The sequence below is a fragment of the Campylobacter lari genome (assembly GCF_004357905.1).
Classification (GTDB): Bacteria; Campylobacterota; Campylobacteria; order Campylobacterales; family Campylobacteraceae; genus Campylobacter_D; species Campylobacter_D lari_D.
The window spans coordinates 66,271-82,587 of the sequence record NZ_SMTT01000004.1 but is presented as its reverse complement, the minus strand read 5'-3'; the positions used below and the strand labels follow the sequence as shown (position 1 = coordinate 82,587).

Sequence of the window (16,317 nt, the reverse complement as noted above, 5' to 3'; positions counted from 1 at the left end):
TTACCAAAATACATATTATCAAAATCATCTTTTTATGAAAATAGAAATTAAATAAAATCTTAAGTGAAAATATGCAAAATTTATTTTGTTAAGTGTATAAATACTTTGAAAATAAGTATTTATAGTTATTCTTTACTTTTATTTCAAAGGAGAGAACATGGAGGCCAATCAAAGAAGGGATTTTTTAAAAAAATCTTTGAAAATTGGTGCTTTAGGGGTAGTAGCTGGGGCAAGTGTGAATGCTTTAGCTAAAGATGATTACCAAGAGCAAAATACCGTAGTTTTAGGAAAAAGTACTAAAAAAGAAGTGCTTTATAGAAAAACTATGCATTGGGAAAAATACTACAAAATAGCTTATTAATTAAGAAAGGAAGAAGATGGCATTAGCAAGAAGAAATTTTCTTAAGCTTGCTGGTATTGCTGGTCTTGGAAGTGCGGCTTTTGGTAGTGAAAACAAAGCTATTAGAGCTGCAAGTGAACAAGAAGTAGCAAATCCTTATCCAGATTCTAAGATTGTTAGAACAATCTGTAGTATCTGTAGTGCAGGCTGTGGAATTAAAGCAGAAGTGCAAGATGGAGTTTGGGTGCGTCAGGAAAACGCTATAGAACATCCTATTTCTCAAGGATCACACTGCTGTAAAGGGATAGATCAAATCGATCTTACTAAATCAAAGCAGCGTATTAAATATCCTATGAAAAAAGAAAATGGCAAATGGGTACGTTTAACTTGGGAACAAGCTATCAATGAAATTGGTGATAAAATGCTTGAAATCCGTAAAGAAAATGGACCTGATAGCGTTATGTTTTTAGGTTCGGCTAAATTTAATAACCAACAAGCTTATTATTTTAGAAAATTTGCAGCATTTTGGGGTACTAACAATATAGACCACGTTGCTAGAATTTGACACAGCGCAACAGTCGCCGGTGTGGCGAATACATGGGGTTATGGCGCTATGACAAATCATTTTGGTGATGTGACTAAACACTCAAAAATGATGATTATTTTTGGTGCAAATACTGCTGTGGCAAATCCTATCGGATTTAAACACTTATTACAAGCAAAAGATCGTAATAATGCTAAATTGGTAGTTGTAGATCCTGTATTTACAAAAACTGCAGTACATGCTGATGAATATGTAAGAATTCGTCCAGGCACAGATATAGCTTTAGTTTATGGTATGCTTCATTTGATCTTCAAAAACGGTTGGGAAGATAAAGAATTAATCAAAACTAGAACTTATGGTGTTGAAGAAATAAAAGCAGAGGCTGCTAAATGGACTCCTGAAGTTGTAGAAGATGTAACAGGCGTTCCAGCTGCTCAACTTGAAAAAATCACAAGAATGTTAGCTACAATCAAACCTGCTACGCTATTTTGGGCTTTAGGTATTACTCAACACTCGGTAGGTAGCTCCAACACAAGAATTCTAGCTATCTTACAACTCGTTCTTGGTAATATAGGCAAACCAGGTGCAGGAACAAACATCATTAGAGGTCATGATAATGTTCAAGGTGCTACTGATATGGGCTGTTTGGCTGATACTTTACCAGCTTATTATGGGCTTGATGATAATGCGTGGAATCATTTTGCTAATTTTTGGAATGTAGATAGAGAATATTTAAATTCAAGATTTTATTCTAAAGAATGGATGCATGAAAAAGGTTTTTCACTAGCAAAATGGTGGCAAGGCGTTTTACATGAAGAAAAAACTTATTCTAACTCACCTATCCGTGTGCTTTGGGTGCAAGGAACGGGTATTACTTCTATGGCGCATACGGTAAAAATTCAAGAAGCGCTTAAAAAACTTGATATGATTGTAATCGCTGAACCTTTTGTAAATGAAGTAGCAGTTTTAGCAGATCGTTCTGATGGTATTTATATTATCCCTGCTTGTACTCAATTTGAAACAGAAGGTTATGTCACTGCGACTAATCGTGCTATGCAATGGCGTTCTCAAGTAGTAAAACCAATTTATGAAAGCAAAGAAGATCAAGAGATTATGTTTGCTTTTGCTAAAAAATTCGGTTTTTATAAAGAATACACTCGCGGTATGAAAATGGAATTGAAAGATCATAAGCTTGTACAAACAAGAGATGACAATGATGATAATTTTATATGGCCTGATGATGCTACAAGAGAAATGAGTAATGGTCTTTTAAGTATAGGCTTAAGAGGTATTTCAGCTGAACGCTTAAGAAAACACCAACAAAATTGGGAACATTTTGATCCTGATACTCAAAGAGGTCTTGGTGGTGAAGTTAAAGGCGAATACTATGGCTTACCTTGGCCTTGTTGGGATGAACAACATCCGGGAACTTCTATATTATGGAATACTGATGTGCCTTATGAAGAAGGCGGTATGGGCTTTAGAAACCGCTTTGGTTTGGAGCATGAAGGACATTCTCAATTAGCGGATGATGCCTTTACTCCAAAAGGATGTAAAGTTAAAGGTGGTTACCCACAAATCACTAAGGCAAATATTGAAAAAGTATTTAATATCAAACTAAGTGATAGCGAAAAAGAATTAATGGGCGCTAGCTGGAGTACAGATATTTCAGGTATTATTTTAGAAAAATGTAGAGAAAAGAGTGCTTGCTGTTTAGGTAATGCAAGAGCTAGAATGAAAGTTTGGGAATTTGCCGATCCTATTCCGTTACATAGAGAGCCTATTCACTCACCTCGTTGGGATTTGGTTAAAAAATATCCTACTTGGGGCGATCAAGAGAAAAACTTCAGAGTTGAGAGTAAATTTATCAGCGAGCAACAAAAGAAAGATTGGAGCAAAGAGTTTCCAACTATCATTTCAAGTATGCGTTTAGTAAATTTAAGTGGTGCAGGTATGCTTGAGAGAACTAGTAAATATCTTGCTGCAATCACACCTGAAATGTTTGCTAATGTTCACCCTGAACTTGCCTTAAAATATGGTATAAATGATGGAGATATGATGTGGATTCATTCACCGCAAGGTACTAAGATTAAAGTAAAATGTGTGCATAATCATTCTGTTACACCGGATAGAATTTGCTTGCCTTATAACTTTGCGGGTATTATGCAAGGAGTGGATTTAAGTTATAATTATCCTGAAGGCACTAGACCTTATACTATAGGTGAAAGTTCTAACACGGTTACTAACTATGGTTTTGATATAAATACGCAAATTTCTGAATTTAATGCAGGACTTTGCAGACTTGAAAAGGCTTAAGGGGTAAGTTATGGCTAGAATGAAATTTTATGTAGATAATAATCGCTGTATTTCTTGCTTTGCTTGTCAAGTGGCTTGTTCAAGTGCGCACGAAGTGCCAGTGGGGATTAATAGAAGAAAGGTAATCACTCTAAATGAAGGCATAGAAGGAAAAGAGTTTTCAACAACTCTTGCCTGCCAACACTGCACAGACGCTCCATGTGAGCAAGTTTGTCCTGTAAAATGCTTTTATATTAGAGCTGATGGTATTGTTTTACATGATAAAAAAACTTGTATAGGTTGTGGGTATTGTCTTTATGCATGTCCTTTTGGTGCTCCACAATTTCCAAGAGATGGTGCTTTTGGTATTAAAGGTCAAATGGATAAATGTACTATGTGTGCAGGTGGTCCTGAACCTACTAACTCTCATGAAGAAAGAGAACTTTATGGACAAAATCGTATTGCAGAAGGTAAAGTGCCTATGTGTGCTGCGGTTTGTTCTACAAATGCACTTTTGGTTGGTGATGCAGCTGAAGTTAGTGCAATGTATAGAAAAAGAGTTTTGCTTAAGGGCCAAAATTTAGGACTTGATGCAAAATAACCCAAAGGGTGTTTACAGGCACCCTTTTTTACTACTTATAATCCAAGGTTAATTCATGGAAGAATTAAATTTGCAAATTCAAAAAAATCTTGATGAAAATAATAAACTTACTTGTAAAAAAGCACTAGAGCTTTTAAAACAATACTCCAAAGAAGATTTTCAAGCTAGTATAAAAAAAATGGATGTAAAAATTTCAGATTGCGAGTTAGGTCAATTTGGAAAGTTAAATAAAAATATAGCAAAAAGTGAAATTTTAGAAAAATTAGAAACAAAACTAGATTCTAAGCGTCGCATATCATGTAAAGATGCTTTAGAATGTGCTAAAAACTTTAATATGGCTGATATGAGAGCTACGCTTAAAACTTATAAAATTGATGTTAAATACTGCGAACTTGGTTGTTTTGAAGAAAAAAAAGGTAAAAAATTTCATATAAAAAGCAAAATTTGGGTAGAAAATCCTGATGGAGAATTACTTTTTGGTAAAGGGAAAACAGATATTTTAGAATTAGTTGGAGAATGCGGAAGTATTTCCCAAGCGGCTAAACAACTAGGGATGAATTATAAAAAAGCTTGGCTTTATATACAGGATTTAGAAAAAAATATGAAAGAAGAATTGCTCATTGCTAAAAAAGGAAGAGGAAGTCAATCAGGTAGTAAGCTTACTCCTAGAGCTTATGAGCTAATTCAAAATTTTAAAATTTTACAACAAGATGTAGAAGAATACACTAATAAGCGCTTTAAAGAATTATTTTTCAAGAAAAATCAAGAAAAAGATAAAACTTAATTTGAATACAAGTTATAAAAATATATCATTAAGTAAAAAAGGTAAAAAATGAAAATTGATTGTAGAGATTTAGCTTGTCCGCGTCCTGTGATAGAGACAAAAAAGGCTTTAGAAGAGTTAAAAGAAAATGAAAATTTAGAAATTCTTTTAAATTCTCAAGCTTCTAAAGAAAATGTAATGAGGTTTTTAAAATCTTTAAATTTGAACTTTAGTGTGAAAGATGTAAATGATGAAAGTATTATTAGTATTATAAAAGATGGTGATATAGTTCAAATTCAAGAACAAAATTTGCAAGAATATAATGTGTTGTTTTTAAAAAGCGATAAAGTAGGTGAAGGGGAGCTTGGGAAAAATCTAATGCTAGGTTTTTTAAAAACCTTAAAAGATTTACCTAATAAACCTGTAAAAATCCTTTGCGTTAATGATAGTGTTTTAATGAATACTGATTGTTCTCATATGGCTTTTGAAGCTATGAAAGAGCTTGAAAATTTAGGGGTTGAAATTTATAGTTGTGGGGCATGTTTGGAATTTTTTGGTAAAACTAAAGAGCTTAAAATAGGCAAAATAGGTAATGCTTATGAAATTTTAAATGAACTTTTTGGAAAGGCAAAGATTATTTCTTTATGATATATAAAGACCAAAAACTAACTCAATATGTAAAAGCTGCGGGTTGAGCTGCCAAACTAGACTCGGTGGGTCTTGACAAAATTCTTGGCATTTTAAAACCGCATGAAAACATTTTAAGTGGTATTGATAATAACGAAGATGCAAGTGTTTATAAGCTAAATGAAGATTTAGCTTTAGTGCAAACACTTGATTTTATCACACCTGTGGTTGATAGTGCGTATCATTTTGGTGCTATAGCTGCTGCCAATGCTTTAAGTGATGTATTTGCTATGGGTGCTGAGGTGATTAATGCCTTAAATATTGTAGGCTTTGATACTTGTCATTTTAACAATGAAATTTTACTTGAAGTTTTAGAAGGTGCTAGAGCTAAGGTTGAAGAAGCTGGTGCTGTGCTAGTAGGTGGCCATACTATAGAAAATGATGAATTTATTTTTGGTCTTAGTGTGACAGGTGTAGTTCATCCTAAGAAATTTATAGCTAATAATAGTGCAAAAGATGGTGATGTGATTTTACTTACTAAGCCTATAGGTAGTGGCATTATTAGCACTGCTATCAAGGCTGGTTTGCTAGAAAAAGCAAAGATTTTAAAAGCAATAAAGCAAATGAGTTTTTTAAATCTTTACGCAAGTCGTATTTTAAAGGGGTTTAAAAGTCTTAGTGCTTTAAGTGATGTTACTGGTTTTGGTCTTTTGGGACATTTAAAAGAAATGTTAAATGAAGAGATTATGATAGAAGTGTATAAAAATGAAATTCCTTTAATGGATGGAGTTTTGCCAATGGCTAATATGGGGATAATCCCAGCAGGAGCTTATAAAAATAAAGATAGCCTAAAAATTTGGGTTGATAATTTAAATGAAAAAGATGAGGATATAGTGTATTTTGATCCTCAAACTTCAGGTGGACTTTTAGCTGCAATGAGTGAAAAAGATGCAAATGAGGCTTTGAAAATTTTGAAAGATTACAATATAGAGGCAAAGATTATTGCTAGATGTGTAAGAAATACTCATAATTATTTATTATTACGCTAATATTTTATTTACAATTAAAAATATATGTTTATATTTGTTACTTTTTTACATAAAAAAATAAATTATAAATAAATATATGTTGATTTTTGTGGCTATTTTTGTATCATAAAAGATATTAATTACTAAATGGAGGAAGAAATGATACAAAAAGCTTTGCAATTAGCTGAAGAATTACAAAGAAAAATAGAAAGTAATATCTCTCAAAGTGAAAAAGAATTTCACGCCAAAATGCAAAAACTTTTAAACAATCCTAAAAATAAAGTGATGTTGATTGAACTTTTAGATCGCTCTTTTAGATGTAAAGATAAAAGTGCGAGTTTTGAGCTTATAGAGCATACTTTAAACAAATATGGTATAGCAGATTTTTTTAGTGCTTTTGAAAAATTTTTGCTTTTTTCATTTTTAAATTTTGGAAAATTTGCACCAACTCTTAGTGTGCCATTTTTCATTAAGCATTTAAGAGAAGATACTAAAGCTATGGTTTTAGATGCAAACCCTAGTGTTTTAGAGCCTCATATGCGTAAAAGAAAAGATGAAGATAAAATTACCTTAAATGTAAATTTAATTGGTGAAGAGGTTTTGGGTGAGGCTGAGAGTGCTTATAGAGTAAAAAAATATGAAGAAGCATTAAAAACAAGCTATATTACTTATATTTCAATTAAAATCACTACCATTTTTTCTCAAATTAATATCATTGATTTTGAATACTCTAAAGATGAAGTGGTAAAAAGATTGGATAAATTATATGCTCTTGCTTTAGAAGAAGAAAAAAAGCAAGGTGTGTCTAAATTTATCAATCTTGATATGGAGGAATTTAGAGATTTAGAATTAACCGTTGAAGCTTTTATGGAAAGTATTGCAAAGTATAATATTAAAGCAGGTATCGTTTTACAAGCTTATCTTCCTGATTCTTATGAATATTTGAAAAAACTTTTTGCTTTTTCAAAAGAAAGAGTTTTAAAAGGTATGAAGCCTATAAAAATTCGCTTTGTTAAAGGAGCGAATATGGAAAGTGAAGAAACTATAGCTTCACAAAGAGGTTGGGCTTTACCTACTTTTTATAAAAAAATTGACACAGATAGTAATTATAAGAAAATGCTCGATTTTGTCTTAGAGGGTGATAATTATAAATATATTAATGTAGGTATTGCGAGTCACAATTTATTTGAAATTGCTTATGCTTATACTAGAATTTCACAAGCAGGAGCTTTATCATCTTTTACTTTTGAAATGCTTGAAGGTATGAGCTTGCAATGCTCTTATGAGCTTTCTAAAATGCATGATCTTATACTTTATGCACCGGTGTGCGATGAAGCGCATTTTAATAATGCCATTGCTTACTTAGTAAGAAGACTTGATGAAAATACTAGTGAAGACAATTTCATGAGATATTTTTTCAACCTTAAAATCAATGATAAAAATTGGCAAATGCAAAAAGAATTATTTATAAAATCTTTAGAAGGCGTTGCTAGTTTGGATAATTCTACTCATAGAACTCAAGATAGAAATAATGAGACAAAGGCTATTAGTTCTTATGAGAGTAAAGAATTTAAAAATGAACCTGATACAGATTTTATCTTAAAAGCAAATAGAGAATGGGCTAAAAATATAAGAACTAAATATGAAAATTTAGAAAATTACGATGTGTATCCGGTTGCAAAAGAAGAAATTAAAAATGAAAATTTACAAGTAATAGAAGTTAAAGATAAAATCAAAAATCGCACTATAGGTAAAGCACATTTAGCAGGCCAAAAAGAGATTAAATATGCTTTAGATGTAGCTAAGAGCTCAAATTTTAGTGATTTAAGTCATGATGAAATTTATAAAATTTTAGCAAAAACTGCTCAACTTGTTAGAGATCGTAGAGGAGATTTAATAGGTATAGCAGCTTTAGAAGTAGGAAAAACTTTCTTAGAAATTGATCCTGAAGTTAGTGAGGCTATAGACTTTTTAGAATTTTACCCACATTCTTTGGAAAAACTAAAAGAGCAAAATCCAAATACTACTTTTAAAGCAAAAGGCATAGGTGTGGTAATTGCACCATGGAATTTTCCAGTAGGTATTTCAGTAGGAACCATAGCAGCACCTTTGGCTGCAGGCAATAAAGTAATATATAAGCCATCATCTTTATCTATGCTAACAGGTTATATGCTTTGTAAATGCTTTTGGGATGCAGGAATTCCTAAAGATGCTTTGATTTTCTTACCTGCTAAAGGTAGCGATATATCAAAATACTTGCTTGTTGATCAAAGTGTGAAATTTTCAGTATTAACCGGTGGAGAAGAAACTGCTTATGCAATGCTCAAAGCTAATCCAACCTTACTTTTAAGTGCTGAAACAGGCGGTAAAAATGCAACTATTGTTTCTAAATTTGCTGATCGTGATAGTGCGATTAAAAATATCATTCATTCAGCATTTTCAAATTCAGGTCAAAAATGCTCTGCTACTTCTTTACTTGTTTTAGAAGAAGAAGTTTATGAAGATGAGGAATTTAAAAAGACCTTAGTAGATGCTGCTAGTTCTATGGCGGTTGGAAATCCATTTGTATTTAAAAATAAACTTGGAGCTTTAGCAGATAAACCAGATGTAAAACTGCAAAAAGCATTAGATGAGTTAGCTCCATATGAAAGTTGGGCTTTAAAACCTAAATTTGTAGATGATAATCCTTATCTTTTAACTCCAGGGATTAAATATGGTACTAAAAAAGGTGATTTTACGCACATGAATGAGCTTTTTGCACCAATCTTAACTGTAATGAAAGCAAAAGATTTAAAAGAAGCTATTGATATAGTAAATTCTACAGGCTATGGACTTACAGCAGGATTTGAAAGTTTAGATGAGAGAGAATGGGAATACTTCCACACTCACATAGAGGCAGGAAATATTTACATCAATAAACCAACAACAGGAGCTATAGTTCTTAGACAACCTTTTGGTGGTATTAAAAAATCAGCCATTGGTTTTGGTAGAAAAGTTGGAATTTATAATTACATCACTCAATTTTTAGATATAGAGCAAAGTCAAGTTGATCAAAATGTCTTAGATAATGAATTAGTATCAAATTTAAATGCTTTAAGCTTGGATTTAAATGAAAAAGATAAAGCTGATTTTGAAGTCATTAAAGCTATGGCAAGAAGCTATGCTTATCATGCAAAACATGAATTTGCAAGTGCAAAAGATTATGTCAATATAAGAGGCGAGGATAATATTTTCTCTTATACAAAGGTTAAAAATATTGCTTATAGAGTACATAAAGATGATAGTTTAAAAGATATTTTAGGAGTTATTTTAGCAGCTAGTGTGCTAAATATTGATCTTATTTTAAGTTATGATGAGCATGAAAAAATAGATCTTGTGCAAAAGATTAATCAAAAAATTAGTTCAAAAACTTTATTCCTTAAAGAAAGTAAAGAAAATTTCATTAGCAAAATAGCTGATTATGAAAGAATTCGTTATTTTGCTCCATTAGATATTAATGATGAAATTTTCATAAAAGCAGCAAGTTGTGCAAAAATCATTGCCAATGCTAAGCCTTTAATGAACGGACGTTTTGAGTTGCTTTTATATCATAATGAAAAAGCTTTAAGTATATCTTTCCACCGTTATGGAAATTTAGGCATTCGTGCTTTAAAATAAAAAGGAGAAAAAATGGAGGTTGTGCACATTAATACTCAAATTGCGATAATGTTTGTCGCATATTCAGCATTAATGCTTTTTATTGGATTTTATTTTTATAAACAAAATAAAAATTCAGAGGATTATTTTTTAGGTGGTCGTTCTATGGGGCCGGTAGTTTCAGCACTTAGTGCTGGAGCTTCTGATATGAGCGGTTGGCTTTTAATGGGTTTACCGGGAGCTTTATATGTAAGTGGTTTAGCTGAAAGCTATATTGCAATAGGTCTTAGTATAGGAGCATTTTTAAACTGGGCTTTTGTAGCAAAAAGACTTAGAATTTATACTAGTGTGATTGCAAATTCTATTACAATTCCAGATTATTTTGAAACAAGATTTGATGATGATAAGCATATATTAAGAGTGGTTTGTGCTATTGTTATTTTGATATTCTTTACTTTTTATGTTTCTTCAGGACTTGTAGGTGGAGCAAAGCTTTTTGAAGCAACTTTTGGAATCCAATATGATTATGCACTTACTACAGGAACTGTGATTATAGTTGCTTATACATTTTTGGGTGGATATAAGGCAGTTTGTTGGACGGATTTAATTCAGGGTTTATTAATGATGAGTGCCTTGATTATCGTACCTATAGTGATGATTTATCATTTGGGTGGCTTTAGTGAAGCTGTTAATATAGTCAAAGAAATTAAGCCAAATACTTTTTCTATGGGGGAAGGATTAAGCTTTTTGGGTATAGTTTCAGCGCTTTCTTGGGGGCTTGGGTATTTTGGTCAGCCACATATTTTGGTGCGTTTTATGTCTATAAGATCAACTAAAGATATTCCAACTGCTACTTTTGTAGGAATTTCTTGGATGGTTATATCTTTAATTGGAGCTTGTTTGATAGGTATTTTAGGTATAGCTTATGTGAGTAAATTTGAGCTTAGTTTGCAAGATCCTGAAAAGATTTTTATCGTAATGTCGCAATTGCTTTTCAATCCTTGGATAGCAGGTGTTTTATTAAGTGCTATTTTGGCAGCTATTATGAGCACAGCAAGTTCGCAATTACTTGTTTCAAGTTCAACTATAGCAGAAGATTTTTATAAAAGAATTTTTAACAAAGAAGCGTCCAATAAAACAGTGATGACTTTGGGTAGATTTGGTGTTTTAGCAGTAGCTGTGATAGCTTTTATTATTTCTACTGATAAAAACTCGAGCGTATTAAGTATAGTAGCTTATGCTTGGGCAGGGTTTGGAGCAAGTTTTGGTTCTGTAATGCTCTTTTCGTTATTTTGGTCAAAAATGACTAGATATGCTGCTATTGCAGGTATGATTACTGGTGCAGTTGTGGTTGTAGCATATAAAAATTTCTTAGCAGAGTGGCTTGATTTTCCTATTTATGAAATCATTCCAGGATTTTTAGCTGCTTCTGTTGTGATTATTTTAGTGAGCATGGTAACTAAAGTTCGCCCAGGAACTAAAGCAGCTTATGAAACAATGCTAAAATATCTCTAATACTCTCGCAATATGCGAGAGTAACTATGAAAAAATATTAATCAAATAAGTATTTAAAGGTATTGCAACAATATCAATTAAAACAGCACCGCATAAAGGTACTATTAAAAAAGCTTGTCTTGAAGTTAAATTATATCTAGAACAAACTGCATTCATATTTGCTACTGCATTTGGTGTTGCACCTAGACCATGTCCCATAAGTCCGGCACACATAATCGCACTATCATAATTTTTTCCGCATAATCTAAAAACTATAAAAATTGTAAAGAATAGTAAAGCTAAAACTTGCACAATCAAAGTAATAAAAAGAGGTGTAGCAACAGCACTTAGTTCGTTTATTTTTAAATTTATCATAGCCATAGTTAAAAAAATACCAAGGCTTAATTCACTTATAGTATCTATTGTATATTGATTTAGCTTGAAAATATTAAAAGAATCATTAATATTTCTTACAACAATAGCAACAAGCATGGCACCAACATAACTAGGCAAAGAATAGCCGCTATATTGTGTAAATTTGGAACTTAAAAAAAATCCAATACACATAATACATAATATTAAAAATAAAGATTTTAAAAAATCTTTATAATTTGCATTGTGAATTTCATGCTTTAGAGGATCTATATCTTTAATATCTTGATTAGTTGTGATTTTTAATTTGTGTTTATTTATAAGATATTTTGCTACAGGACCTCCGAGCAAAGACCCTGAAATCAGTCCAAAGGTTGCTGCTGCCACTGCTAAAACTTTAGCGTTATTTAAGCCACTTAATTCTTCAACCATACCTCCAAAAGCTATAGCATTTCCATGTCCTCCTTCCAAAGAAACAGCACCACATAAAATTCCATATAGTTTATTTAAATCGAATAAACTCATCATGGAAATGCCGATAAAATTTTGCATTAAAGCCATAAACCAGCAACAACCTAGATAGATTAAAAGTACTTTTCCTCCTACTTTTAAGAGTTTAAAACTTCCACTTAATCCTATTACGGTAAAAAAAGCTACCATTAAAGGAGTTTGTAAACTTGTATCAAAATCAACTTTAATCTCAATAAAACTTAAAATCCAAATGATTATACTGATTAAAAATCCACCTATAACTGGTGCGGGAATGCAAAATTTTTCTAAGATTAAAAAACGTTTTTTCAAAAACATACCAAACAATAAAACCCCGATACTAATAGCTAATACACTTAAACTATCAAATTTCATATCATTCCTTTACTTAATAAAAAATATGCTAGATAAGCAGCGATTTTTGCAGTGTGATTGTCTATATCAAATTTAGGATTAAATTCACAAATATCTGCTAAAGCAACTTTTTTGCTTTCAAAAATAATTTTTATCGGAGTTAAAATTTCTTTTAAATTGATACCAAAAACAGCAGGGGCGCTTACAGCAGGAGCTACGCTTTGTGAAAATACATCCATATCAATACTTAAATAAACAACTTCATTTTGTTTTAAGAAATTTTTAATGACTTCTATACATTTTTCAAATTCAGTATCTAAAACATAACTTGCTTTCATATTATCCATAGTTTGAAAAAGTGCTTTTGTGTTAGATAATTTACTTGCACCCAAGCAAAGATAAGAAAAATTATAATTATTTTCTTTTGCATATTCATAAGCTTTGTAAAAAGAATTTCCAGAAGTATGTAACTCCTGAATTCTTACATCAAAATGTGCATCAAAATTTATAACTCCTACACTTTTTTTGTAATCTAAAAGCGCTTTGATACAAGCTAAAGATGTTTCGTGTCCACCTCCTAAAATTACACCATAATGATTATTATGTAAAATTTCTAAGCACTTGTGATAAAGTAGTTCATCGCCTAATTCTAGGGTATCAAAATTTTCAATATCTCCTAAATCATCAAAATCAAAATCATCATGTATAGCAAAATTTGCCATATTCTTTCTTATAATTTTTGGTGCTAATTCACTTCCAATTCTACCATTATTTCTCTGCACACCCAATGATGAACAAAAGCCTAATAATTTATTATTTGAAGAGTGATTTAAACATTTAAATAATCGTTTATGGATAATTTCATCACCATCATTTCTCCCTTGCCACATGTATTCCTCCTTTTTTTGTGTTTAATTTCAATGTAAGATATTTTTTTAAATATTTTTGTATTTTGAGAAATAACATTATTTATTTGTGTATTTTAGTAGCAATAATTTATTGATTAAATAATTTTTTATTATAGTAAAAAATATTTGCAAATACTAAGGTATGGCTTTTAATGCATTTATGATAAAAGTTTCTTTAAGTTTTATTTTAAAATAAGAAAATACTATATATTTACTACTTGAAACAAAAAGGAGATTTATGCAAAAAAATAATCAAAAAACTTATGATTTATTTTTGATAGTGACATCTATTTTGGCGGTTTTTATGGTGATTGTAATTTTACTTATAAATCCTAGTAAAGCTTTAGAAGTAGCAAATTTTCTTTTTAGCAAGCTTACACATATGTTTGGCTCATTTGTTCAACTTTTTGAGTTTATTTGTGTAGTTTTTATTTTCTACTTGGCTTTTTCTAAAATAGGTAATATTAAATTAGGCGATGGGATAAATCCTTATTCAAATACTGCTTGGATTTTTATGTTTATTTGTGCAGGACTTGGATCTGCTACTATGTATTGGGCATTTATGGAATGGGCATATTATTATTTAGCACCTGGATTAAATATTACTCCAAAATCTACAGAAGCTTTAAGAAGTGCAACTTCTTTTGTGTATTTGCATTGGGGTATTACGCCTTGGGCTGTATATGCTTTAAGTTCTATTGCAATGTGTTTTCATTTTTATATTTTTAAAAATAAAAATTTAAAAATTTCAAGTTTAATAGCAAATATCTTGCATATTAATCAAAATATAGTGCTTGATAAAATCATCGATGTTGTGTTTTTATTTAGTACTTTTGGTGGACTTGTGCTTACTACAACCCTTTCTATAATTACAATTAGTGCTGGACTTTCTGGAATTTTTGATATTAATGATGGTTTTTATTTAAAATTTATTCTTTTAGCTATTGTTACAGCTGTTTTTACCTTTTCTAGTTTTGTTGGATTATCAAGTGGTATGGCAAAACTTGCTAAAATATCTTGTATCTTGTGTTTTGTGTTTGCAATATTGGTATTTATTTTAGGAGATAGTGTATTTATATTAAATAATATAATAAATAGTATAGGGGTATTTTTTAGTAATTATGTTTCAATGAGCTTATATAATGATATTACTGGTGTAAGTAGCTTTAATTCTGATTGGACAGTTTTTTATTGGCTTTATTGGATTACTTACACTCCTGCTGTTAGTATTTTTGTGACAAAAATTTCTAAAGGAAGGACCATTCGTCAAGTAATTTTTGGTCTTATTGTGGGTGGATGTATTGGGACTTGGTTTTTCTTTGGAGTTTTGAGTTCATATGCAATAGATATTTTTCAAAGTGGAATCTTAGATGTTCCAAATTTTATTAGTTCAAATGCTGGAGAAGCTGGAGTGGTAGCATTGGTAAAAACACTACCATTTGGTACTATTTTTGCTCTTTTTTATTTCCTGCTTATGATGGTATTTTTGGCTTCTCATATGGATGCTACTGCATTTACTATTTCTTGTGTAAGCACAAAAATAGATAGTGAAAATCCTAGTAAATATTTAAAAGTTTTTTGGTGTATTATGCTTGGATTAATTCCTCTAGCAATGCTTTATATAAATGCAGATTTAAATACCTTAAAAGTTGCAGTTGTTTTGAGTGCTGCTCCTTTTTTGGTAATACTTGCTATTAGCTTTTATGGGCTTATTAAATGGATAAAAAGGATGGATAATGAAAATTACAAAGGTTGAACCTATATGGTTAAGGACAAAAACTTTTGATGAGTCTTGTGAGTGGGGTGAAGATGCCTTTATATTAAGAATTTATACAGATAATAATCTTTATGGAATAGGAGAAAGTGATAGTGCTGCGGCAGTTTTAAAGATAATGTTTGAGCAACCTAGTACTCATGGATCTTGCAGAAATTTAAGTGAAATTTTAATAGGACAAGATCCAAGAAATATTAAGAAGATTATGGATGATTTGATTGAGGGAAGTGCGTATTATGGACTTAGCGGAGCATTAATTTGTGCTTTAAGTGCAATAAATATTGCTTTATATGATTTACTTGGAAAAATTTATGGTGTAAGTGTAGCTACTATACTTGGTGGAAAAAGAAAAGACTTTTTAAATGCATACGCTACTTTTATTCCGAGTGAAAATATGGAAGAAAATATTTCTAGAGTAAAATACTTAAAAGAAGAAGGTTTTAAACTATTAAAATTTGGTGGTGCAGGCTTTGGTAATAATGCATTAGCTGATAAAGAGATTATCAAGAATATTAGAGGTGCAGTGGGTGATGATATTAAACTTAGTATTGACTTAGTAGGGCTTTGGAAAAATTTTTCTTATGCAAGAGAAAGATTTTTGGAAATTGAAGAATATAACTTAGAGTGGATAGAAGAACCAGTTAGTGCAAATAATTTTTATGATTATGCAAGACTTAGCGAACACTTACCTTGTAAGATTACGGGTGGAGAGAGTTTTTACACGCTAAATGAGTTTGAAAATTTTATTAAAAAGTCAAAAGTTTCTATTGTGCAACCTGATATTACTAGATGCGGTGGTTTTGACACTATGTTAGAAATTGAAAAAATATCTTTAAAATATGGTTGTGATTTAGTCCCGCATGGTTTTTCTACAGGAATTTTACTTGCTGCTACGGTGCAGTTTCTAGCAAGTACTAAATATTGTAATTTGATAGAGTATTCTCAATCAACAAGTGTGCTTTTTACTCATTTGGTGAAAAATTTAATCCCTTGCAAAGATGGTATAGTTGAAGTCAATGATGCTGTGGGTATAGGAGTGATATTGGATGAAAATTTAATAGAAAAATATCGTATAAATATAAAGATTTGAGT

At 31.0% G+C, this 16,317-nt stretch carries 12 protein-coding genes; 10 read left to right on the top strand and 2 right to left on the bottom strand.

Annotation, left to right across the window (positions count from 1 at the left end; all coding sequences use genetic code 11):
- Positions 1 to 157: 157 nt before the first annotated feature.
- From E2O22_RS04460 to putP, 8 genes are all read left to right on the top strand, one after another.
- Positions 158 to 361 (top strand): twin-arginine translocation signal domain-containing protein, encoded by a 204-nt coding sequence (locus tag E2O22_RS04460; protein ID WP_133319416.1) that lies wholly within the window; start codon positions 158 to 160, stop codon positions 359 to 361.
- Between the two features lie 16 nt (positions 362 to 377).
- Positions 378 to 3,200: a formate dehydrogenase subunit alpha gene (locus E2O22_RS04455; RefSeq protein WP_133319415.1), complete on the top strand. Its 2,823-nt coding sequence runs from the start codon at positions 378 to 380 to the stop codon at positions 3,198 to 3,200.
- A gap of 10 nt (positions 3,201 to 3,210) precedes the next feature.
- Positions 3,211 to 3,780, top strand: coding sequence for a formate dehydrogenase FDH3 subunit beta (gene fdh3B, locus E2O22_RS04450; protein ID WP_133319414.1), 570 nt, complete (start codon positions 3,211 to 3,213; stop codon positions 3,778 to 3,780).
- Between the two features lie 55 nt (positions 3,781 to 3,835).
- Positions 3,836 to 4,564 (top strand): winged helix-turn-helix domain-containing protein, encoded by a 729-nt coding sequence (locus E2O22_RS04445; protein ID WP_133319413.1) that lies wholly within the window; start codon positions 3,836 to 3,838, stop codon positions 4,562 to 4,564.
- A gap of 48 nt (positions 4,565 to 4,612) precedes the next feature.
- Entirely contained in the window at positions 4,613 to 5,191 is a 579-nt protein-coding gene (yedF, locus tag E2O22_RS04440) for a sulfurtransferase-like selenium metabolism protein YedF (RefSeq protein ID WP_133319412.1), read from the top strand.
- Positions 5,188 to 6,219 carry a selenide, water dikinase SelD gene (gene selD, locus E2O22_RS04435; RefSeq protein WP_133319411.1) on the top strand — a complete coding sequence of 344 codons (1,032 nt, stop codon included), beginning with the start codon at positions 5,188 to 5,190 and terminating at the stop codon, positions 6,217 to 6,219. The genes yedF and selD overlap by 4 nt, the downstream gene beginning before the upstream one ends.
- A gap of 138 nt (positions 6,220 to 6,357) precedes the next feature.
- Positions 6,358 to 9,855 (top strand): bifunctional proline dehydrogenase/L-glutamate gamma-semialdehyde dehydrogenase, encoded by a 3,498-nt coding sequence (locus E2O22_RS04430; protein ID WP_133319410.1) that lies wholly within the window; start codon positions 6,358 to 6,360, stop codon positions 9,853 to 9,855.
- Between the two features lie 12 nt (positions 9,856 to 9,867).
- Positions 9,868 to 11,349: a sodium/proline symporter PutP gene (putP, locus tag E2O22_RS04425; protein WP_133319409.1), complete on the top strand. Its 1,482-nt coding sequence runs from the start codon at positions 9,868 to 9,870 to the stop codon at positions 11,347 to 11,349.
- Positions 11,350 to 11,373: 24 nt separating this feature from the next.
- Here putP and gltS read toward each other — a convergent pair whose 3' ends face one another.
- Both gltS and E2O22_RS04415 read right to left on the bottom strand, forming a co-directional pair.
- On the bottom strand, positions 11,374 to 12,564 hold the full coding sequence (gltS, locus tag E2O22_RS04420; RefSeq protein ID WP_133319408.1) for a sodium/glutamate symporter: 1,191 nt from the start codon (positions 12,562 to 12,564) through the stop codon (positions 11,374 to 11,376).
- Positions 12,561 to 13,433, bottom strand: coding sequence for a formimidoylglutamase (locus E2O22_RS04415; protein ID WP_133319407.1), 873 nt, complete (start codon positions 13,431 to 13,433; stop codon positions 12,561 to 12,563). Before E2O22_RS04415 ends, gltS begins: the two co-directional genes overlap by 4 nt.
- Positions 13,434 to 13,689: 256 nt before the next feature.
- On the opposite strand from E2O22_RS04415, the gene E2O22_RS04410 reads away from it, so the two are divergent.
- Both E2O22_RS04410 and E2O22_RS04405 read left to right on the top strand, forming a co-directional pair.
- Positions 13,690 to 15,207: a BCCT family transporter gene (locus E2O22_RS04410; protein ID WP_133319406.1), complete on the top strand. Its 1,518-nt coding sequence runs from the start codon at positions 13,690 to 13,692 to the stop codon at positions 15,205 to 15,207.
- Positions 15,188 to 16,315, top strand: a complete 1,128-nt coding sequence (locus tag E2O22_RS04405) for a mandelate racemase/muconate lactonizing enzyme family protein (protein WP_133319405.1) — start codon at positions 15,188 to 15,190, stop codon at positions 16,313 to 16,315. The genes E2O22_RS04410 and E2O22_RS04405 overlap by 20 nt, the downstream gene beginning before the upstream one ends.
- Positions 16,316 to 16,317 lie beyond the last annotated feature (2 nt).